The 20,040-nt window shown below is 63.5% G+C and carries 19 protein-coding genes; 13 read left to right on the top strand and 6 right to left on the bottom strand.

Annotated features, from left to right (window positions below):
* Nucleotides 1–9 precede the first annotated feature (9 nt).
* Nucleotides 10–165: a Thivi_2564 family membrane protein gene (locus XH98_RS03795; protein ID WP_008546817.1), complete on the top strand. Its 156-nt coding sequence runs from the start codon at nucleotides 10–12 to the stop codon at nucleotides 163–165.
* 68 nt (nucleotides 166–233) lie between these two features.
* On the opposite strand, the gene XH98_RS03790 is transcribed toward XH98_RS03795, so the two are convergent.
* From XH98_RS03790 to cysD, 4 genes are all read right to left on the bottom strand, one after another.
* Entirely contained in the window at nucleotides 234–434 is a 201-nt protein-coding gene (locus XH98_RS03790) for a CsbD family protein (RefSeq protein WP_220002113.1), read from the bottom strand.
* A gap of 74 nt (nucleotides 435–508) precedes the next feature.
* Complete coding sequence (locus tag XH98_RS03785; RefSeq protein ID WP_271617831.1) at nucleotides 509–2,674, bottom strand: malate synthase G; 2,166 nt, start codon at nucleotides 2,672–2,674, stop codon at nucleotides 509–511.
* A 377-nt stretch (nucleotides 2,675–3,051) separates the two neighbouring features.
* On the bottom strand, nucleotides 3,052–4,968 hold the full coding sequence (gene cysC, locus XH98_RS03780) for an adenylyl-sulfate kinase (protein ID WP_271603784.1): 1,917 nt from the start codon (nucleotides 4,966–4,968) through the stop codon (nucleotides 3,052–3,054).
* Between the two features lie 21 nt (nucleotides 4,969–4,989).
* The gene (gene cysD / locus XH98_RS03775; protein WP_057759901.1) at nucleotides 4,990–5,784 is read right to left on the bottom strand and encodes a sulfate adenylyltransferase subunit CysD; all 795 of its coding nucleotides are present in this window, start codon (nucleotides 5,782–5,784) and stop codon (nucleotides 4,990–4,992) included.
* Between the two features lie 236 nt (nucleotides 5,785–6,020).
* On the opposite strand from cysD, the gene cysG reads away from it, so the two are divergent.
* From cysG to XH98_RS03715, 12 genes are all read left to right on the top strand, one after another.
* Entirely contained in the window at nucleotides 6,021–7,445 is a 1,425-nt protein-coding gene (gene cysG / locus XH98_RS03770; RefSeq protein WP_271617830.1) for a siroheme synthase CysG, read from the top strand.
* Nucleotides 7,442–7,759: a DUF2849 domain-containing protein gene (locus XH98_RS03765; RefSeq protein WP_057759385.1), complete on the top strand. Its 318-nt coding sequence runs from the start codon at nucleotides 7,442–7,444 to the stop codon at nucleotides 7,757–7,759. Before cysG ends, XH98_RS03765 begins: the two co-directional genes overlap by 4 nt.
* 11 nt (nucleotides 7,760–7,770) lie before the next feature.
* Complete coding sequence (locus tag XH98_RS03760) at nucleotides 7,771–9,426, top strand: nitrite/sulfite reductase (RefSeq protein ID WP_271617829.1); 1,656 nt, start codon at nucleotides 7,771–7,773, stop codon at nucleotides 9,424–9,426.
* Complete coding sequence (locus XH98_RS03755; protein ID WP_271617828.1) at nucleotides 9,413–9,928, top strand: DUF934 domain-containing protein; 516 nt, start codon at nucleotides 9,413–9,415, stop codon at nucleotides 9,926–9,928. Before XH98_RS03760 ends, XH98_RS03755 begins: the two co-directional genes overlap by 14 nt.
* Complete coding sequence (locus tag XH98_RS03750) at nucleotides 9,925–10,650, top strand: phosphoadenylyl-sulfate reductase (protein ID WP_271617827.1); 726 nt, start codon at nucleotides 9,925–9,927, stop codon at nucleotides 10,648–10,650. The genes XH98_RS03755 and XH98_RS03750 overlap by 4 nt, the downstream gene beginning before the upstream one ends.
* A 120-nt stretch (nucleotides 10,651–10,770) precedes the next feature.
* Nucleotides 10,771–11,772 (top strand): sulfate ABC transporter substrate-binding protein, encoded by a 1,002-nt coding sequence (locus XH98_RS03745; RefSeq protein ID WP_271617826.1) that lies wholly within the window; start codon nucleotides 10,771–10,773, stop codon nucleotides 11,770–11,772.
* Between the two features lie 36 nt (nucleotides 11,773–11,808).
* On the top strand, nucleotides 11,809–12,645 hold the full coding sequence (cysT, locus tag XH98_RS03740; RefSeq protein ID WP_271603790.1) for a sulfate ABC transporter permease subunit CysT: 837 nt from the start codon (nucleotides 11,809–11,811) through the stop codon (nucleotides 12,643–12,645).
* An 11-nt stretch (nucleotides 12,646–12,656) separates the two neighbouring features.
* Nucleotides 12,657–13,568 carry a sulfate ABC transporter permease subunit CysW gene (gene cysW / locus XH98_RS03735; RefSeq protein ID WP_271617825.1) on the top strand — a complete coding sequence of 304 codons (912 nt, stop codon included), beginning with the start codon at nucleotides 12,657–12,659 and terminating at the stop codon, nucleotides 13,566–13,568.
* A complete protein-coding gene (locus XH98_RS03730) occupies nucleotides 13,558–14,598 on the top strand; it encodes a sulfate/molybdate ABC transporter ATP-binding protein (protein WP_271603792.1) in 1,041 nt (346 codons plus the stop codon). The genes cysW and XH98_RS03730 overlap by 11 nt, the downstream gene beginning before the upstream one ends.
* Nucleotides 14,599–14,676: 78 nt before the next feature.
* Nucleotides 14,677–15,180 carry a CAP domain-containing protein gene (locus tag XH98_RS03725; RefSeq protein ID WP_271603793.1) on the top strand — a complete coding sequence of 168 codons (504 nt, stop codon included), beginning with the start codon at nucleotides 14,677–14,679 and terminating at the stop codon, nucleotides 15,178–15,180.
* An 87-nt stretch (nucleotides 15,181–15,267) separates the two neighbouring features.
* A complete protein-coding gene (locus tag XH98_RS03720; protein WP_220002102.1) occupies nucleotides 15,268–16,443 on the top strand; it encodes a DUF3734 domain-containing protein in 1,176 nt (391 codons plus the stop codon).
* Nucleotide 16,444: 1 nt separating this feature from the next.
* The gene (locus XH98_RS03715; RefSeq protein ID WP_057759367.1) at nucleotides 16,445–17,233 is read left to right on the top strand and encodes a 3-hydroxybutyrate dehydrogenase; all 789 of its coding nucleotides are present in this window, start codon (nucleotides 16,445–16,447) and stop codon (nucleotides 17,231–17,233) included.
* A gap of 168 nt (nucleotides 17,234–17,401) precedes the next feature.
* Here XH98_RS03715 and XH98_RS03710 read toward each other — a convergent pair whose 3' ends face one another.
* Both XH98_RS03710 and XH98_RS03705 read right to left on the bottom strand, forming a co-directional pair.
* Nucleotides 17,402–18,310, bottom strand: a complete 909-nt coding sequence (locus XH98_RS03710) for a sulfite exporter TauE/SafE family protein (RefSeq protein WP_271603795.1) — start codon at nucleotides 18,308–18,310, stop codon at nucleotides 17,402–17,404.
* 300 nt (nucleotides 18,311–18,610) lie between these two features.
* Nucleotides 18,611–19,978: an oligosaccharide flippase family protein gene (locus XH98_RS03705; RefSeq protein ID WP_271617981.1), complete on the bottom strand. Its 1,368-nt coding sequence runs from the start codon at nucleotides 19,976–19,978 to the stop codon at nucleotides 18,611–18,613.
* Nucleotides 19,979–20,040: the final 62 nt, after the last annotated feature.

Genomic DNA, 20,040 nt, shown 5'->3' with positions numbered 1-20,040 from the left:
GGGCTTGCAATGCTGGTCGGCGTCCTCGTTACATTCCTCGTCGTCATCCTCGTGCTTTATCTCATCAACATGCTGCCGATGGACGGGCGCGCCAAACAGATCGCGCGTGTCATCGTCATCATCATCGGCATCGTGTCGCTGCTGAAATATCTCGCGGTGTTCTAGCCGGCTGCGACCCTTTAAAAAGAAAAGCCCCGGCAGCAGCCGGGGCTTCCTTCGCGTGTGATCGCCGCTTAGTGCAATGACTTGAGCCAGTCGTCGACATCTTGCCGGACCTGGTCCTTGGCGATGCCATAGCGCTGCTGGAGTCGGCCCTCGAGCTGTTCGCGACGTCCCTCTATCACGTTGAGGTCGTCGTCAGTGAGCTTTCCCCATTTCTCCTTGGCGGAACCCTTGAACTGCTTCCAGTTTCCTTCGATGCGATTCCAGTCCATGACCATCTCCCATGGGTTGATGGCCGTACAACTCGATCGGCGCGCGGCCGTTCCCGGCCGCGCGGTGCGGCGATTTAACCGGCCGCCTTGGCCTCGCGGCGGCGGGCGGTGAGGATGTACTCCGTATAGCCGTTCGGCTGCTCGCGCCCCTTGAAGATGAGGTCGCAGGCGGCCTTGAAGGCGACGCCGTCGAAGGCGGGCGCCATCGGTTTGTAGATCGGATCGCCCGCGTTCTGCTTGTCGACGACGACGGCCATGCGCTTCAGCGATTCCATCACCTGCGCCTCGGTGATGACGCCCTGGTGCAACCAGTTGGCGAGATGCTGGCTGGAGATGCGCAAGGTGGCGCGGTCTTCCATCAGGCCGACATCGTGAATGTCGGGCACCTTGGAGCAGCCGACGCCCTGGTCGATCCAGCGTACGACGTAGCCCAGAATGCCCTGGCAGTTGTTGTCGATCTCCTGCTTGACGTCATCGGGCGCCCAGTTCGACTTCGAGACCGGAATGGTGAGAATGTCCGAGAGCTTTGCGCGCGGGCCGCCCTTGGTCAGCTCCTGCTGGCGCGCGATGACATTGACCTGGTGGTAGTGCAGCGCGTGCAGGGTCGCGGCGGTCGGCGAGGGCACCCACGCCGTGGTGGCGCCGGCCTGCGGATGGCCAAGCTTCTGCGCCAGCATGTCTGCCATCTTGTCGGGCGCGGCCCACATGCCCTTGCCGATCTGGGCATGGCCGGGCAGGCCACAGGTCAGGCCCATGTCGACGTTCCAATCCTCATAGGCCTTGATCCAGGCCTGCGCCTTCATCTCGTTCTTGCGGATCATCGGACCCGCTTCCATCGAGGTGTGAATCTCGTCGCCGGTGCGGTCGAGGAAGCCGGTGTTGATGAACATGATACGCTTGGAGGCGCGCTGGATGCAGGCCTTGAGGTTGACGGTGGTGCGCCGCTCCTCGTCCATGATGCCGACCTTGAGCGTGTTCTCGGGCAGCGACAACATCTTCTCGACGCGGTCGAATATCTCGCAAGTGAACGCGACCTCGTCCGGGCCGTGCATCTTCGGCTTGACGATATAGGCCGAGCCCGTGCGGCTGTTCTTGACCTTGGAGTTGCCTTTCAAGTCATGAATGGCAAGAAGCCCGGAGACGGCGGCATCGAGCAGGCCTTCCGGCACTTCTTCGCCGTTCTCGTCCAGCACCGCGTCGGTGAACATGTGGTGACCGCAATTGCGCATCAGGAGCAGGCTGCGGCCATGCAGCTTCACCTCGCCCTTGCCATCAGGTGTCTTGTAGCTGCGATCGGCGTTGAGCGAACGCGTCAGCGTCTTGCCGCCCTTCTCGAAATCGGCGGACAGTGTGCCATTCATCAGGCCGAGCGTGTTGCGGTAGACCAGCACCTTGTCTTCGGCATCGACCGCGGCGACGGAGTCTTCCATGTCGAGAATGGTGGAGACTGCGGCCTCCATGATCATGTCGGCAACACCGGCCGGATCGTCCTTGCCGATCGCGCTGCCACGGTCGATCGTCACCTCGACATGCAGGCCGTTGTTGACGAGCAGGACGGCGGAAGGCGCCGCTGCATCGCCCTGGAAGCCGGCGAATTGCGCGGCGTTCTTCAACGCGGTGGCGTTGCCGCTCTTGAGCTTCACCGCGAGCTGGCCGGCGACGACGCTATAGGCGGTGACGTCGGTGTGGCTGCCGGTTGCGAGCGGTACGGCGGTATCGAGGAACGCCTTGGCCTTGGCGATCACCTTGTCGCCGCGCGCCTTGTTGTAACCCTTGCCGGTTTCGGACGGATCGTGCGGGATCGCGTCGGTGCCGTAGAAGGCGTCATAGAGCGAGCCCCAGCGCGCATTCGCCGCGTTCAGCGCGTAGCGCGCATTGGTGAGCGGCACCACCAGCTGCGGGCCGCAGATCTTGCCGATCTCCTCGTCGACATTGGCGGTCTCGACCTTCTGCGTCGCCGGCTCGGGGACGAGATAGCCGATCTCCTTGAGGAAAGCGGTGTAGGCGTCGAGGTCGAACGCCTTGCCTTTGTGGGCGCGGTGCCAGTCGTCGATCTTGGCCTGGAGCTGATCACGAAAGGCCAGCAGCGAGCGGTTCTTCGGCCCCAATTCCTTGATGAGCGCGGCCACCCCGGCCCAGAACGCATCCGGCGCGATCCCCGTTTTCGGGGCGGCTTCCTTGGCGATGAAATCGAAAAGGACGGGGGCGATCTTCAATCCGTGGGCGTCGACGCGTTTCATGATGGGCTTTCTTGTTGGAAATGGCTGTTTTTGGCTGCTTTTGACCCGGCAGCAGCAAAATGCGCCCACAGGGGGCAGCTTTCGAGACCTATTAGCCTCAAAATCGGGGCGGTGAGAAGACCCCTGAGCGTCTGTCAAAATGTCAAGACGGAGTGTGGGCGCGTGAGGGCGGCACCTAGGGGGCAAATGCCAAAGTGATGGGCGCGATCTCTCCCCGGTGTCGTCCCGGCGAAGGCCGGGACCCATAACCACAGGGAGAAATTTGGCGAAGATTAGGAGTCCGGGACTCGCACCTCATCCCCACCGAAAGGTCACGCGGTATGGGTCCCGGCTTTCGCCGGGACGACACCGATGATGTGGCGCGACAATCGGCCGCCTCAAATATTCGCAGCGAGGTCCACGACTTCGTCGAACAGCACGCCTGACGATTTCAGCATCTGCTCGATCTCATCCGTGGCATCCGCAACCGTCCGCTTCGACGTGTCGATCACGAGTTCAGCGGCTTGCGGCGTCTCATAGTCGTTGCCGATGCCTGTAAAGGAGGCCAGCGCACCTGCGCGGGCCTTTTTGTAGTGGCCCTTGGGGTCACGCTCTTCGCACACTTGCGCCGGTGTCGCGACGTGGATTTCGCGGAACGCGATGTCGGCGATGCGGCGGGCGGTGGCACGGTCCTCGCGCGACGGGGAGACGGCGGCGACGATCGCGATATGGCCATTGCGCGCCAGATGCGTCGCGACCTCGGCAAGCCGGCGGATGTTCTCACTGCGATCAGCGGCGGAGAAGCCGAGATCGCCGTTGAGCCCGGCGCGCAGCGTGTCGCCGTCGAGCAGGATGGGCGAGCCGCCATTGGTGAACAAACGCCGCTCCAGTGCTTTTGCCAGCGTCGACTTGCCGGAGGCCGGCAGACCCGTAAGCCAGACCACGGCGCCGTTGTGGCGATAGCGCGCGGAGCGCTCGTCGGGACGCAGCGCCGATTCCACCGGCACGATATCGACGGGCACGGCGCGCTGGCCGGCATCGACCGACAGCACCAGGCCACCGCCGGCGATGCGCCCCGCGACTTCGATCACGAGACGGCCGGTGCGCGGATTCTCGGTGTAGGGATCGGTTGCAATCGGATTCGAAAGAGAAATGTCGATCTCGCCGACATGGTTGCGGCCGATCGCCTTGTTCTCGCTGCTCGAGAGCTCGCCCGGATCGACCGCCTTCTCGATGGCGACGACCGTGGCGCGGCTTTCCTTCGGCCCGCAGCGCACCAAGAGCTGATCGCCCTTGGCGAGCGGCTTGTCGTGCAGCCAGAAGATGCGCGCGCGAAGCCGCCGCGTCTCGCGCGGGGCGGCGCTCGCATGCGCGATGATATCGCCGCGCTCGACGAACAATTCGCGGTCGAGCGTGATGCCGACCGAGCGGCCCGCCCCCTGGCGGCTGCCGACCGGCGTCACCGGCCAGCTCTCGACCGACTTGATCCTGGCGATCTTGCCGGCCGGCATGATCACGATTTCGTCGCCTGCGATGAGGCTGCCGGATTCGATGCGGCCTGCCACGATGCGGCGATCGTCGAACTTGTAGATCGCCTGCACCGGCAGCCGCAGCGCCAACGCTTCCAGCGGCCGCGCCGGCTCCAGCCGATCCAGCGCCTCGACCACGGTCGGACCCTTGTACCAGCCGATGCGGCCGGTGCGCTCCGCAACGCCGTCGCCGTCGCGCGCGGAGATCGGGATCACCGCCGTCGGCGTCACGCCGAGGCCGTTGAGATGCGCGGAAATCTCGTCGCTGATCTCCTTGAAGCGATCAGCGGAGAAGTCGACGCGGTCCATCTTGTTGACGACTACTGCGACCTGCTTCACGCCGAGCAGGTGCAGGAGATAGCCGTGACGGCGGGTCTGGTCGCGCACGCCTTCGAGCGCATCGATGATCAGCACCGCGCCGTCGGCCTGCGAGGCGCCGGTGATCATGTTGCGCAGGAATTCGGCATGGCCGGGCGCGTCGATCAGCACGATGTCGCGCGAATTGGTGCGGAAGCGGATCTGCGTGGTGTCGATGGTGATGCCCTGGTCGCGCTCGGTCTGGAGCGCGTCGAGCAGGAACGACCATTCGAACGGCATGCCGCGCCGCGCGCTGACGGCTTTGAGCATTTCAAGCTTGCCGTCAGGCAGGCTGCCCGTCTCATGCAGGAGGCGGCCGACCAGCGTCGACTTGCCATGGTCGACATGGCCGACGATGACGATGCGCACTTGCGGACGCGTGGTCCCGTTCGGCGTGGCGGGCGAGGTGGGGGTGACGAGCATGTTCATGACCGCGATGCGTCCTTGAAGTCAGAGATAGCCGGCGACGCGCAGGCGCTCGAAAGCGTCCTCGGTCTCGTGGTCGAGCGCGCGGCCGGCACGCTCCGGCACCTTGGTCTGTTCGAGCTCGGCCAGGATCTCGTCGATGTTCGACGCTGACGATGCGACCGGATTGGTGATGTCCTGATCGCCCAGCGAGCGATAGCGCTTGCCGTCCTTGGCCAGATAGAGCGGGATGATCGGGATGTTCTCGCGCTTGGTGTAGGCCCAGATGTCGGCCTCGGTCCAATGCAGGATCGGATGGATGCGCAAATGCGCGCCCTGCGGCGGCGAGGCGTTGAAATGGTCCCAGAACTCCGGCGGCTGGTCGCGGACGTCCCAATTGCCTTCGAGGCCGCGCGGCGAGAACACGCGCTCCTTGGCGCGGGTGGCTTCCTCGTCGCGGCGAATGCCGGCGATCAGGCCGTCAAAGCCGTATTTGGCCAGCGCCATCTTGAGACCTTCGGTCTTGCGCGCGGCGGAACGGGCGGCGGGCGGCAGCGTTGGGTCGACGGCATCGATGGGCGGGCAAGGCTCGACGCGCAGATCGAGTTCCCATTCCTTTCCGTAGTGATCGCGGAATCGATACATCTCCGGAAACTTCTTGCCGGTGTCGACGTGGAGCGCCGGGAACGGCACGCGGCCGAAGAACGCCTTCCGCGCCAGCCAGATCATCACGTTGGAATCCTTGCCGAGCGACCACAGCAGGGCGATCTTTTTCAGACGCGCAAACGCCTCGCGGAAAATGTAGATGCTCTGGGCTTCGAGCTGGTCGAGATGGTCCATGCTCGGGGCGGTCTGCTCGACCGGAATTTGCTCGGAAACGGAAGCTGCGAAGCTCAGCCCATCTGTGCCGGAATCGGTCTTGAGAAGATGCATCTCTGCCACTTTGCGTTTGGAGGCGAATTTTCTATAGTTGCGGTGCGGAAGAGAAGAAAAAAATTTCTCTTTGCACGCTCGAAATGACACATATATAGAAAATAATTCCAGTCAACCCCGGATGTGGGGGAAGCGAGTATCGCATGCGGTTCTTGCCGGTGTTCCTCGATCTCAAGGCCGGCCCGGTGGTCCTCATCGGCGCGGGTGAGCTTTTGCGCGCAAAACTGCGCGTGCTCGCCGCTGCCGGCGCGCGCATCCGTGTGTACGCGATCGACGGCAATCACGATCTGGGTCTGCACGCCGACGACACCGCGCGTATCGAGATCGCGACCGGCGATCCGCTCGCATCTGATCTTGCCGGTGTCATTGCGATCGTCGCCGCCGGCGCAGGCGATATTGGCGTGGCGATGTCGGCGCGGGCAAAATCGCTTGGTCTGCCCGTCAACGTCATGGACGACCTCGAACATTCCAGCTTCATCTTCCCGGCCATCGTCGATCGCGGCGATGTCGTGGTCGCAATCGGCACCGGCGGCACCTCGCCGGTGGTGGCGCGGCGCGTGCGCGAGAAGATCGAGGCGCTGCTGCCGGCGCGGATCGGCGAGCTCGCCGAGTTCATCGGCGGCTTCCGCAAATCCATCAACGAGCGCATCGCCGAGTTTCCGCTGCGCCGCCGCTTCTGGGAGCGCGTGATCGATGGTCCGATCGGCGCAGCCGTGCTGGCTGGCCGCAAGAGCGAGGCCGGCGCGGCGGTGAAGGCTATTTCTGATCCGTCCGATTTTGCGCGTGACGACAAGCCGGAAGGCTCGGTTGCGCTGGTCGGCGCCGGCCCCGGCGATCCCGACCTTCTCACCATCAAGGCGCTGCGCGCATTGCAGGATGCCGACATCGTCTTCCACGACGAGCTGGTCTCGGGGGAGATTCTCGATCGCATTCGTCGTGATACCACGCGCGTTGCGGTCGGCCGTCGCGTCGGCAAGCCCGGCATCGGCCAGGACGCCATCAACAAGCGCATGATCGAGGCCGCGCAAGCCGGCCAGCGCGTGGTGCGACTGAAGGGCGGTGATCCCTTCGTATTCGGCCGCGGCGGCGAAGAGGTGGAGGCGCTGCGCGCGGCGGGTGTTGCCTATTCGATCATCCCCGGCATTACCGCCGGCCTCGGCGGCGCTGCCGATTTCGAGGTGCCGCTCACTTACCGTCATGAAGCCACTCGCATCACCTTCCTCACGGCGCACAAGGCGCGCGATGCAGAGACCGTCGACTGGTCGACGCTGACCGACGCCAAAATGACCGTCGTTGTTTACATGGGCATGACCGCGGCACCTGCCGTGCGCGCCGGCCTGTTCGCCGCCGGCCGCTCGCCGGAGACGCCGGTTGGCGTGTTCGCCCGTGTCACGCGCCCGGACGCGCAAGGCGCGATCGGCATGCTGCGCGACCTGCCTGAGCTGGTGCGGCAGACCCATGGCGGTCCCGCCATCCTCATCATCGGCGACGTGGTCCGGCATGCCGGGTCGCTTCGTCGTCAAACCCCAAAGCAAATCATCTCTGACCTATTGGATGCAGCCGAATGACCTCCCCGCTTGAACAGAAGAAGATCAAAATCGCCGGCCCCTCGGTTGTGACCGCCAACCGGACCTGGGACGGCATCGTGGTCTACCGCACTGCCGCCAAGAGCTGGTCCGCAGACCTCTCGGAAGCCGCGATCGTGCGCAACTCCGACGAGGCGAAAACGTTGCTTGCTGAATCCGTGGCTGATGACGTCGGGGCCGTGGGAGCCTATATCGCCCCGGTGCAGGTCGGCGCAGACGGCAAGATCGAACCCGGCAATCTGCGCGAACAGATCCGCCGCACCGGCGTGACCATCGGTCAGTCGGCCCAGGCTTAAGGCATTAGCTGATGTACGCTTACGACGAAATCGACCGCACGCTCGTCAACGAGCGCGTCTCGGAGTTCCGCGACCAGGTGAAGCGCCGCCTCTCGGGCGAACTCACCGAGGACGAGTTCAAGATCCTGCGCCTCCAGAACGGCGTCTATCTGCAACTGCACGCCTACATGTTCCGCGTGGCGATTCCCTACGGGACGCTGGCGACGAACCAGCTGCGCGCGCTCGCCCATGTTGCGCGCAAATATGACCGCGGCTACGGCCATTTCACCACGCGGCAGAACATCCAGTTCAACTGGATCAAGCTCGCCGAGCTGCCGGACGCGCTGGAAGATCTCGCCAAGGTCGGCATCCATGCGATGCAGACCTCCGGCAACAACATGCGCAACGTCACCTCGGACCAGTGGGCCGGTGTCGCACCCGGCGAGATCGAGGATCCCCGCATCTGGTCGGAGCTGATCCGCCAGCACACCACGCTGCATCCGGAATTCTCGTTCCTGCCGCGCAAGTTCAAGATCGCGATCACCGCGTCGGATCATGACCGCGCCGCGATCAAGATCCACGACATCGGTCTGAAGCTGATCAAGAACGAGAAGGGCGAGACCGGCTTCGAGGTTCTGGTCGGCGGCGGTCTCGGCCGCACGCCGTTCATCGGCAAGACCATCAAGCATTTCGTGCATGGCCGCGATATCCTCAGCTATATCGAGGCTATCCTGCGCGTCTACAATCAGTACGGCCGCCGCGACAACATCTACAAGGCGCGCATCAAGATCCTGGTGCACGAGCTCGGCATCGAGAAATTCTCGCGCGAGGTCGAGGAGGAGTGGCAGCACATCCGCAATTCCTCGCTCCAGATCGACGACGAGGTGATCGAGGACATCCGCTCCCGCTTCTCCTACCCGAATTACGAGAAGCTGCCGCACATGCCGGACGAACTGCGTCAGGCCGCGGCCGACGCCGACTTCGAGGCATGGCGCAAGAATTCGGTGGCCCCGCACAAGGTGCAGGGCTATTCCATCGTGACCATCTCGCTGAAGCCGATCGGCAAGCCCCCGGGCGATGCTACCGCGGAGCAGATGGATGCGCTGGCCGATCTCGCCGACAAATATTCGTTCGGCGAGATCCGCGTCGGCCACGAGCAGAATTTGGCGCTGCCGCACGTCGCCAAGCGCGATCTGCCGGCACTGTGGAAGGCACTCGACAAGCTTGGCCTCGCCACGCCCAACGTCAATCTGATCACCGACATCATCGCCTGTCCGGGCCTGGACTATTGCTCGCTGGCCAATGCGCGCTCGATCCCGATCGCGCAGGAGCTGACGCGGCGGTTCGCCAACCACGAGCTCGCCAACCTGATCGGCCGTCTGCACATCAACATCTCCGGCTGCATCAATGCCTGCGGCCACCATCATGTCGGCCATATCGGCATTCTCGGCGTCGAGAAGAACGGCGAGGAGGTCTACCAGATCACCATCGGAGGCCGCGCCGACGAGAACGCTGCGCTCGGCACCTTGATCGGTCCGGGCGTCAAGTTCGACGAAGTCGCCGATGTCATCGAGGACGTCGTGGAGGCCTATCTCGCGCTGCGCGAGCGGCCCGAAGAACTGTTCATGGACACCGTGAAGCGCCTCGGCGTCGAACCCTTCAAGGAGCGCGTCTATGCCACTCGTTAATGGCGGAAAAATCGTCGACGACAGTTTCGTCAAGCTGGCCGTCGACACGCCGCTGCCCGAGGGCGGCGACATCCTGGTGCCGGCCGAGCGCTTCATTGCGGAGGCGGATGCGTTGCTCAAGCGCGCCGGCAAGGTCGGTGTGATCTGGCCGAACAACCGCGATATTGACGAGCTCGTGCCGTATCTCGGCAAGGTCGCCGCCGTTGCGCTGGTGTTCCCGACCTTCCGTGACGGCCGCGCCTACAGCCAGGCCCGGCTGCTGCGCGAGCGCTACAATTATCGTGGCGAGCTGCGCGCGACCGGCCAGATCCTGCGCGACCAGTTCGTGTTCATGCTGCGCGCCGGCTTCGATTCCTTCGAGGTCAAGAAGCAGGCCGACGCCGAAGCCTTCATGCAGACCGCAAAGCGCTACTCGGTGTTCTACCAGCCGACCGGCGACGGCCGTATCACGGCGTTGCACCGGCGCATGCAGCTGCGTCACTCCGAGGGTGTCGGCACGTGAACGCCATCGCGCCTCAGGTCTCGTCCGTGTCCACGCTGCCTTCGGCGGAGGAGCTCGATCGTGCGTTGCGCGATGCCTCGCCCGCGGAGGTCATCGCGGCTGCGCTGAAGGCGGTCGGGCGCGACAAGCTCGCGCTGGTGTCGTCCTTCGGCACGGAATCGGCGACGCTGCTGAAGGTGATGGCGGAGGTCGATCCGGCGATCCCCGTGATCTTTCTCGACACCGGCTGGCTGTTCGAGGAGACGCTGGCCTATCGCGACACGCTGATCGAAACGCTTGGCCTGAAAGACGTCCGCTCGATCAGGCCTGCCGAGGAGACGCTGACGCGCGAAGATCCGGACCGCGATCTCTGGTTCTCCGATCCCGATGCCTGCTGTCGTATCCGCAAAGTCGAGCCGCTCGCGCGTGCGCTCAAGCCGTTCTCGGCCTGGCTCAACGGCCGCAAGCGATTTCAGGGCAATGCGCGCGCCGATATTCCTGTCGTCGAGGACGATGGTGCGCGCTTGAAGTTCAACCCGTTCGCCAATGTCTCGCGCGAGGAACTGGAAGCGATCTTCGTCCGCGCCAAATTGCCGCGTCACCCGCTTGCGGCGTCGGGTTTTCGCTCGGTTGGGTGTATGCCTTGCACGAGCAGAACGGCCGAAGGCGAGGACGAGCGCGCCGGTCGCTGGCGTGGCCGCGCCAAGACAGAATGCGGCATCCATACGATGAAGACTTCGTAGCACAGGCACGCTGCCTTTCTAAAAATAAGAAAATCCGGTTTCGTTGACTTAAGCGCGTTTCGCCCCGAGTTATGCCTGCCATCGACGCCGCCGCTGTCGTCGATGTGAATGGAGATGGACATGATGCGCCGTATCGTTCCGCTCGCAGCAGGACTGCTCGTTACGGGATTCTTGGCAAGCTCGGCTCTCGCCGCCGACATTAATCTGCTGAACGTGTCGTACGATCCGACGCGCGAGCTTTATGTCGACTTCAACAAGGCGTTCGCGACCGCCTATCAGAAGGAGACCGGCAAGAGCGTCGAGATCAAGCAGTCGCATAATGGCTCGGGCGCGTCCTCGCGGAGCGTCATCGATGGCCTGCCGGCAGACGTGGTGACGCTCGCGCTCGCCTACGACATCGACGCGATTGCGGCCAGGGGATTGACTGCCGCCGACTGGCAGAAGCGCCTGCCGCAGAATTCATCACCCTACACCTCGACCATCGTGTTCCTGGTGCGCAAGGGCAATCCGAAAGCCATCAAGGACTGGGACGACCTGATCAAGCCGGGCGTCGCCGTGATCACGCCGAACCCGAAGACGTCGGGCGGCGCGCGATGGAATTATCTCGCGGCGTGGGGCTATGCCGAGAAGAAGTTCGGCTCGGCCGACAAGGCCAAGGATTTCATCGCCAAGCTCTACCAGCAGGTGCCGGTGCTCGACACCGGCGCACGTGGTTCGACCGTGACTTTCGTCGAGCGTGGTGTCGGCGACGTACTGCTCGCATGGGAGAACGAAGCCTACCTCGCCTTGAAGGAATTTGGCCCGGAGAAGTTCGAGATCGTCGCGCCGCGCCAATCCATCCTGGCGGAGCCGCCGGTCGCGGTGGTCGACAAGGTCGTCGACAAGAAGGGCACCCGCAGCGTTGCCGAGGCCTATCTCCAGTTCTGGTATACAAAGGAAGGTCAGGAGATCGCCGCGCGCAATTTCTACCGGCCGCGCGATGCCGAAATTGCCAAGAAATACGAAAATTCCTTCGCCAAGGTCGAACTATTCACCATCGGCGACGTTTTTGGTGGTTGGACCAAGGCGCAGAAAGACCATTTTGCCGATGGCGGCGTCTTCGATCAGATCTACAAGAACTGATCGGGCGCCGTCGGAGGGGTTTTGACAGGGGGCCTTGTGAGCGCAATCGCTTTACGACGCCGGACTTTGCCGGGCTTCGGTCTCACGATGGGACTGACGCTTTCCTGGCTGTCCGTCATCATCCTGATTCCGCTCGCCGGGCTGTTTCTGAGGTCCACCGAGCTCAGTTTCGATCAGTTCTGGGCCATCCTCTCCAGCCGCCGCACGTTGAACGCACTGCGCGTCTCCTTCGGGCTTGCGTTTGCTGCGGCCTGCGTCAATCTCGTCATGGGCAGCATCATCGTCTGGGCGCTGGTGCGTTATCGGTTTCCCGGCCGGCGACTCTTCGATGCCATCGTTGACGTGCCGTTTGCACTGCCGACGGCCGTTGCCGGCGTTGCGCTGACCTCGCTGTTTGCCGAGAAGGGCTGGCTCGGCGCGCCGCTTGCTGCGCTCGGCATCAAGGTGGCATTCACGCCGCTCGGCATCTTCGTCGCCATGATCTTCATCGGCATTCCCTTCGTGGTGCGCACGGTCCAGCCGGTGCTGCAGGATCTCGATCCCGAGATCGAGGAAGCCGCGGGCAGCCTTGGCGCCAGCCGCTGGCAGACCATCATCCGCGTGATCCTGCCCTCGCTCGCGCCGGCGCTGCTCACAGGCCTCGCGCTCGCCTTTGCCCGCGCGGTCGGCGAATACGGCTCGGTGATCTTCATCGCCGGCAATCTGCCCAATGTCTCCGAGATCGCACCGCTCTTGATCGTGATCCGTCTCTCCGAATTCCGCTACGCCGATGCGACCGCCATCGCGGTGGTCATGCTCGTCGTCTCCTTCGTCATCATCTTCGCGGTGAACCGGTTGCAGCGCTGGGCGCAGGACCGGATTCCGGTGCACTAGGGCGAAATGCGATGACGATGCAGATCGCCGATAACGTTTCGCTGTCCTCGCCCGACGCGAAGTCGCGCGCCAATGCGGCCGCCGCGCGCAACAATCTCCGCACCGAGCCCAAGGCGGTGCGCCTCGTCATCATTACGCTGGCGATCGCGTTCCTGTCCGTCTTCGTCGTGCTGCCGCTGGTCGTGGTGTTCGCGCAGGCCTTCGCGAAAGGAATTCTCGCCTATCTCGCGGCGCTTGCCGAGCCGGAGGCGCTGGCGGCGATCAAGCTGACGCTGGTGGTCGCCGCAATCTCGGTCAGCCTCAATCTCGTCTTCGGCCTGGTCGCCGCCTGGGCGGTGGCAAAGTTCGAATTTCCCGGCAAGACGTTCCTGATCACGTTGATCGACCTGCCGTTCTCGGTGAGCCCCGTCATTTCCGGCCTCGTCTTCGTGCTGCTGTTCGGCGCGCAGGGCTATTTCGGCGGCTGGCTCAGGGATCACGACATCCAGATCCTGTTCGCGGTGCCCGGCATCGCGCTCGCCACCACCTTCGTGACCTTTCCCTTCGTGGCGCGCGCGCTGATCCCCTTGATGCAGGAGCAGGGCACGCAGGAAGAGGAAGCCGCGATCTCGCTGGGTGCCTCGGGCCTGCAGACCTTCTTCCGCGTCACGCTGCCCAACATCAAATGGGGCGTGCTCTACGGCGTTCTGCTCTGCAATGCCCGCGCGATGGGCGAGTTCGGCGCCGTCTCGGTCGTCTCCGGCCATATTCGCGGCGAGACCAACACCATGCCGCTGCTGGTCGAGATCCTCTACAACGAGTACCAGTTCGTCGCTGCGTTTGCGATCGCCTCGCTGCTGGCGATGCTGGCGCTGGTCACGCTGGTCGCAAAGACCATCCTCGAACGTCACCTCGACGAAGGACACGACGTCCATGACCATTGAAGTCAAAAATCTCGTCAAGAAGTTCGGCAGCTTTGCTGCGCTCGACGGCGTCGACCTCAAGGTCAATGACGGCGAGCTGCTCGCCCTGCTCGGCCCATCCGGCTCCGGCAAGACCACATTGCTGCGGATCATCGCCGGCCTGGACTGGCCTGATGCCGGCGAGGTCTCCTTCAACGGCGAGGACGCGCTGGCACAGGGCGCGCGCGAGCGCCATGTCGGCTTCGTGTTCCAGCACTACGCGCTGTTCCGCCACATGAGCGTGTTCGAGAACGTCGCCTTTGGCCTGCGCGTCCAGCCGCGGGCGGTCCGGAAAGACGAGGCGACCATCCGCAGGCGCGTGAAAGAGTTGCTCGATCTCGTGCAGCTCGACTGGCTCGCCGACCGCTATCCGAGCCAGCTCTCCGGCGGCCAGCGCCAGCGCATCGCGCTCGCCCGCGCGCTCGCGATCGAGCCGCGCATTCTCTTGCTCGACGAGCCCTTTGGTGCGCTCGATGCGAAGGTGCGCAAAGAGCTGCGCAAATGGCTGCGCTCGCTCCACAATGAGATCCATGTGACCTCGATCTTCGTCACCCACGACCAGGAGGAGGCACTCGAAGTCGCCAACCGTGTCGTCGTCATGGACAAGGGCAGGATCGAGCAGGTCGGCTCGCCCGACGATGTCTACGAGACGCCGGCGACCGCCTTCGTGCACAGCTTCATCGGCGAGTCCATCGAGTTGCCGGTTCAAGTCGATGGGGGCGTGGTCAGGCTGGGCGACAGCCCGCTGCAGCTCGCCGCGGAGGGGCTGGCGCCTGGCGCGTCAAGGCTGTTCGTGCGGCGACATGACATGGTGGTCGGCCCGGCCGGCTCGGGCGCCTTCGAAGGCGCGGTCCAGCACGTCCGCAATTTCGGCCCGGTGCAGCGGGCCGAGGTCACGCTCTCAGGCGGTGAGACCATCGAGATCGACGCCCCCCGCGACCGGGGACTGCGCGCCGGCGACACCGTTGGCCTCGAGCCCCGCCGCTACCGCATCTTTGCGGATGCCCGATAGGGTCGAATTTTCCTCAAAATTCACCTTTCAGCCATTGTTGGTATGCAACAACGCCCCCTCATTTGGGGGCCCCTGAACATGCGCGCTGCGGCCGCGATCCTTCTCATTTTGCTTCTCGCCGGCTGCGCCGGCAATGAAGCGCCGATCCAGCAGCCGTCGATGTATACCGACATGTCGGTCCCGGGCGCCAAGCTCGACGCGCCGGCCGCGGCGATCATGATCTCGCAATATCGCCAGAACAACGGCCTCGGCAGCGTCGAGATCGACCCCGAACTGATGCGGCTCGCCGAATCCCAGTCGGCCTCCATGGCCGCCGCCAACAAGATGGACCATGACGTCCGCGCGCCCCTGGGTAAGCGGCTCAATGCCGGCGGCTATCCGGCCACCGTTGCGGTCGAGAACATCTCGGCCGGCTATCATACGTTGGCGGAAGCGTTTTCCGGCTGGCGCGACTCGCCTCCGCATCGCGCCAACATGCTCAAGAGCGGTGTCACAAAATTAGGCATCGCGGCGAGCTATGCTCCGGGCACCAAGTACAAGGTGTTCTGGACCATGATCCTGGCGTCGACCGATCCCCGATAAGCCAGACTTGATCCCGGGTGCATTGACGTCGCGCTAGACTGTCGCCACGGTGGCTCGCGTTTTGCGATTATTTGCTAATATCCCCCTATGACCGATCATAGCCCGGAAGTCGCAACAGTCCCCGCGAAGGCGCAGCGCGTCCTGGTCCTCCAGGGCGGCGGCGCGCTCGGCTCCTATCAAGCCGGCGCCTATCAGGCGCTGTGCCATTTCGACTTCGAGCCCGAATGGGTCGCCGGCATCTCGATTGGCGCGGTCAATGCCGCCATCATCGCCGGCAATGAGGGCCACACCCGCGTCAAGCGGCTCAAGGAATTCTGGGAGATGGTCTCCGCGCCGGTGCCGTGGAAGCCGATCGGCAAGAGCGACCACAGCCGCGAGCTGTTCAATTCCACCAGTGCCGCGCTGATCGCGACCTTCGGCGTGCCCGGCTTCTTCACGCCGCGCGTCCCGCCCGCGCCGCTCTGGCCGCCGGGCAGTCCCCAGGCCGAGAGCTATTACGACACCGCGCCGCTGAAGAAGACGCTGGAGCGTCTCGTCGACTTCGATCGCATCAACGATCTGAAGACGCGGCTGTCGGTCGGCGCCGTCGGCGTCACCTCCGGCAACTTCAAATATTTCGACAATTACGAGTTCAAGAAGCTCGGCAAGCTCATCGGCCCCGAGCACATCATGGCCTCGGGCGCGCTGCCGCCGGGATTTCCGTCGGTCGTGATCGACGGCGAGCATTATTGGGACGGCGGCATCGCCTCCAACACGCCGCTCGACTTCGTGCTCGATGCCGAGGTTGATCGCGACATGCTCATCTTCCAGGTCGATCTGTTCAGCGCCCGCGGCGATCTGCCGAATTCGCTGCTCGAGGCGACCGAGCGCGAGAAGGACATCCGCTTCTCCAGCCGCACGCGAATGAACACCGACAAGAACAAGCAGTTGCACAACGCCCGCAGGGCGGCGCGCGAGCTGATTGCCAAATTGCCCGATTATCTCAAGAACGACCCGTCCGTCGAGTTCCTCGCGAAGGTCTCTCGTGAGAGCACTGTCACGGTGGTGCACCTGATCTATCGCAGCAAGAACTACGAATCCTCGTCCAAGGACTACGACTTCTCGCATGTCGCCATGGTCGAGCACTGGGAAAGCGGCGTGCGCGACGTGCATCTGTCGATGCGCCACAAGGACTGGCTGGAGAAGCCGCAGTCCGGCGAGACCATGGTGACTTACGATCTCACGGGGGACGTCACCGCGCCCCCGGCAAAAAGGAGCGAATAATATGGGTACTCTCTCAGGCAAGAACGCCGTCGTAACAGGTTCGACCAGCGGCATTGGCCTTGCTTATGCGCGCGCATTCGCGGCTGCCGGCGCCAATGTCGTCATCAACGGTTTCGGTTCGCCCGAGGACATCGAGAAGGAACGCGCCAAGATCGAATCCGATTTCGGCGTGAAGGCGGTCTATTCGCCGGCCGACATGAGCAAGCCGGCCGAGATCGCCGGGATGATCGCGCTCGGCGAAAAGTCGTTCGGCTCGGTCGACATTCTCGTCAACAATGCCGGCATCCAGTTCGTCTCGCCGATCGAGGAATTCCCGCCGGAGAAATGGGACCAGATCATCGCGATCAACCTGTCCTCGGCCTTCCATGCCATCCGCGCCGCCGTTCCCGGCATGAAGAAGAAGGGCTGGGGCCGCATCATCAATACCGCCTCGGCGCACTCGCTGGTCGCCTCGCCCTTCAAGTCGGCTTACGTCTCGGCCAAGCACGGCATCGCCGGCCTGACCAAGACCGTGGCGCTGGAGGTCGCAACCCACAAGATCACCTGCAACTGCATCAGCCCCGGTTATGTCTGGACGCCGCTGGTGGAAAAGCAGATCCCGGATACGATGAAGGCGCGCAACCTCACGCGCGAGCAGGTCATCAACGACGTGCTGCTCGACGCGCAGCCGACCAAGGAGTTCGTGACGTCAGAGCAGGTCGCAGCGCTCGCGCTGTTCCTGTGCAGCGACGATGCCGCGCAGATTACCGGCACGAATCTGTCGATCGACGGCGGCTGGACGGCGGAATAACGGCCGAGATGCCGTAGGGTGGGCAGAGGCGCCCTTGTGCCGTGCCCACCATCTGTCTCCGATTGAAAAAGGTGGTGGGCACGCTTTCGCTTTGCCCACCCTACAGACTGAAATTGGACATCGATGCAAACTGGTCCGCGCGGGCCAGTCGTATCCAGCGACAGCGCTTCAGTGCCTCAGCGCGGTTGAAGAACGGGCTGCCAAACCCGCAGGAATTCTTGAGCCGCGCGAGGCCGCTTTGGGGGAGCTGAAAAAGACGTACAACAAATAGACGTCTATCAGGATCGTACCCGCCAACACGCTGTATGCCCATGGGCTTGCCGCCAGGTTGAGCTCGATCAACACGCGCGAGAGACCGAATCCCACAACCCAGGCATCAAAGCTCATGCATATCCGGCGAAATGTCTCGGGATCCATCCGGTGGATGAAAAAGGCGCCAAGCGGAATACCAACGGTGGCACAGACGGCTAGCACCGGCAAAATGGCGGTGCTTTCTGCGATGAAGAGGCCGAGATAGTAGTAAGCGAGCGCAGTCAGGCAGGACTCGGTTACCCGAACCAGCGCCAGGCCGGCTCGAAACTCGTCTTTGACCAGACCCTGATTGTTGAACAACATCGCCAAAGGGGGGCCTGAAATGGTCGTTAACGAGTACAGGATTCCCAGGGTCGCTCCAAAGGGCAGGCCAACCAGCCAGCGTAATTGAATGGGCCTCCGCCAGCCGGCTGCCTGCAGTAGAATAAGAGGCAGGATAAGCGAGTAGGTGGCGAGTTTGATCCAGACGGGCTGAACCATGGACAGAGCATAGGCTCCGACCGCGATGCCAGGCAGCATGCCGATGAGGATGGGAAACACGCGCTTCCAGACAGCTGGAACGCCGGCTCGATTGATAAAGAGAACGTACACGTTCACGAAGACTTCGATCAGGACCAAAGCCGGATTGAGCACGCGGTTGGCATAGAAAACGAGCGCGACCGGCACGGTTAGGGACGAAAATCCATAACCAAGCGCACCGTTCACGAAGGCCGCAAACAGGGCGATCCCTGCAAGAACGATCAAAGCGGTGTCAATCGGAGGCATCTTTGGCTTTCATCCCAGCGGGCCGCGTGTCGTCCTCAGCGAGCCGCTGCCGACGCAGCTCATGCCGAGACTAAATCCCGGGGCGAGGTAGGGCGGATCAATCATGGCTGGCGGAATCTAGGTCTATCTCGTCAGTCGGGCAATATGACGTAGAATAAACTTTCCCAGAGACGCAACTATCTCAGACGAATAAGAAAAATTGTGCTCCGTGCTGGGGGTAGGCAGAAGTTTCTCTCTGTTCCCGGACGTATTGCGAGGTCGTCGTTCCCCACGAGTGCGCCGGGGCTGGTTCCGTCGGACCTATTTACCAAATGCCAACACGTGCAGCCCCAGCCGCTGCCGCACCATCCAGAACAGCAGCACGGTCTCGAAGGTGAGCGAGATCGAGGTCGCGGCGGCGGCGCCATGGCCGCCGAAGCGCGGCACCAACGCGATGCAGAGCACGAGGTTCATGACGAACGCCAGCGCATAGGCCAGCGCGCAGATCTTCTGCTGGCCCAGCATGTTGAGCAGCCGCTCCACCGGTCCGATCGCGGCGCGCACCACGAGGCCAACAGCGGCGACGAACATGATGTCGTAGCCGACAACGAATTGCGGTCCGAACAGCCAGAGCAGCGGCTTGCCGAGCGCGAGCAGCGCGATGGTTGCCGCCAGCGACGGCCAGAATGTCCAGGCGATGGCGTGCGCGACATAGGCTGACAGGCGCGCTCTGTCGCCGCTGGCGTTGTATTCGGCGAAGCGATGCGCCGTCGTTGCCGACATCGCGTAGTGAATGAACGACACCAGTGCCAGCGTCTTCACCACAGCAAAGTAGACGCCGACCTCGTCGGAGGGACGGAACTGCTGCAGCACCAGCACGTCGGTGTAGGAGAGCAGCAAATAAAAACCTTCGACCAAAAGGATCGGCAGCGAGATCGCGAGCCAGCCGCTGATGTCGTAGGCCTTGGCGCCCGGCGCGATGTGATCGGCGAGCCTGCGGTTCAGCACCACCATCTGGCCGGCCATCGCGATCCACACGGCACCCAGGCTCGCCACCATCGCCGCGACCGCGCCGAGATGATAGCCGAGCAGGAAGGCACCGGCGGTGATGCCGATGATCAGCGCCTGGCGGATGATGAATTGCGGCATCAGGCCGAGCTGCATCCAGTCATGCGAGCGCGCGATGCCGTCCTGGGTGTTGGCGACGACGAAGGCGGGCAACGTCATGCAGCCGATATAGAGCGGCAGCTCCTCGGCCGGATCGATCCAGGGCGAGAGAAGCTTGACGATGCCGGCAACCGCGAGCGACACCAGTGTCGAGACAGCGAAGACCAGCCAGCGGCTGCCGGACAGAAAACCCCGCAGCAGTGCATGATCGCCGCTGGCGCGATATTCCGGAATGATCTTTTGCGCGGAGGCGGAGATGCCGAAATCCATCATGCTGCCGAGCAGCAGCACCCAGGTCCAGACATAGACGTAGATGCCGTAGTCGGATGTCCCCATCCAGCGCGCCAGCAGCACCTGCGAAAGATAGGCGAGGCCCGCGCTGATGACGCGGATGATGAAGATGGTGCCGGCCAGCCGCCGCGTCAGCGATGCTTCGCTCGAGCCGCCCGTCAGTTTTCCCCGCAGCCGCGTGATCAGGCCGGCCGGTCTGGTCGTTGCGGGTTCTGCATCCATCACGGCCAAGTCGAGATCCCCAGACGTCCGCATGCTGCGGCAGGGTCCGGACTTAGCAACCATTCGTTAAG

The sequence above is a fragment of the Bradyrhizobium sp. CCBAU 51745 genome (assembly GCF_028128715.1).
Lineage (GTDB): Bacteria > Pseudomonadota > Alphaproteobacteria > Rhizobiales > Xanthobacteraceae > Bradyrhizobium > Bradyrhizobium manausense.
Note: the sequence above shows the minus strand (reverse complement) of the source record. Positions and strands in the feature narration are given on the sequence as shown.

Bases quoted from the DNA above. Each gene is read 5' to 3' on its own strand.
- XH98_RS03730 (WP_271603792.1), top strand. From the start codon at position 13,558: ATGACCATTGAAGTCAAAAATCTCGTCAAGAAGTTCGGCAGCTTTGCT.
- cysG (WP_271617830.1), top strand. From the start codon at position 6,021: ATGCGGTTCTTGCCGGTGTTCCTCGATCTCAAGGCCGGCCCGGTGGTC.
- XH98_RS03785 (WP_271617831.1), bottom strand. From the start codon at position 2,674: ATGAAACGCGTCGACGCCCACGGATTGAAGATCGCCCCCGTCCTTTTC.
- XH98_RS03725 (WP_271603793.1), top strand. From the start codon at position 14,677: ATGCGCGCTGCGGCCGCGATCCTTCTCATTTTGCTTCTCGCCGGCTGC.
- XH98_RS03720 (WP_220002102.1), top strand. From the start codon at position 15,268: ATGACCGATCATAGCCCGGAAGTCGCAACAGTCCCCGCGAAGGCGCAG.
- XH98_RS03790 (WP_220002113.1), bottom strand. From the start codon at position 434: ATGGACTGGAATCGCATCGAAGGAAACTGGAAGCAGTTCAAGGGTTCC.
- XH98_RS03745 (WP_271617826.1), top strand. From the start codon at position 10,771: ATGATGCGCCGTATCGTTCCGCTCGCAGCAGGACTGCTCGTTACGGGA.
- XH98_RS03715 (WP_057759367.1), top strand. From the start codon at position 16,445: ATGGGTACTCTCTCAGGCAAGAACGCCGTCGTAACAGGTTCGACCAGC.
- XH98_RS03795 (WP_008546817.1), top strand. From the start codon at position 10: ATGCTGGTCGGCGTCCTCGTTACATTCCTCGTCGTCATCCTCGTGCTT.
- cysD (WP_057759901.1), bottom strand. From the start codon at position 5,784: ATGGACCATCTCGACCAGCTCGAAGCCCAGAGCATCTACATTTTCCGC.
- XH98_RS03710 (WP_271603795.1), bottom strand. From the start codon at position 18,310: ATGCCTCCGATTGACACCGCTTTGATCGTTCTTGCAGGGATCGCCCTG.
- XH98_RS03755 (WP_271617828.1), top strand. From the start codon at position 9,413: ATGCCACTCGTTAATGGCGGAAAAATCGTCGACGACAGTTTCGTCAAG.
- cysC (WP_271603784.1), bottom strand. From the start codon at position 4,968: ATGAACATGCTCGTCACCCCCACCTCGCCCGCCACGCCGAACGGGACC.
- cysW (WP_271617825.1), top strand. From the start codon at position 12,657: ATGACGATGCAGATCGCCGATAACGTTTCGCTGTCCTCGCCCGACGCG.
- XH98_RS03765 (WP_057759385.1), top strand. From the start codon at position 7,442: ATGACCTCCCCGCTTGAACAGAAGAAGATCAAAATCGCCGGCCCCTCG.
- XH98_RS03760 (WP_271617829.1), top strand. From the start codon at position 7,771: ATGTACGCTTACGACGAAATCGACCGCACGCTCGTCAACGAGCGCGTC.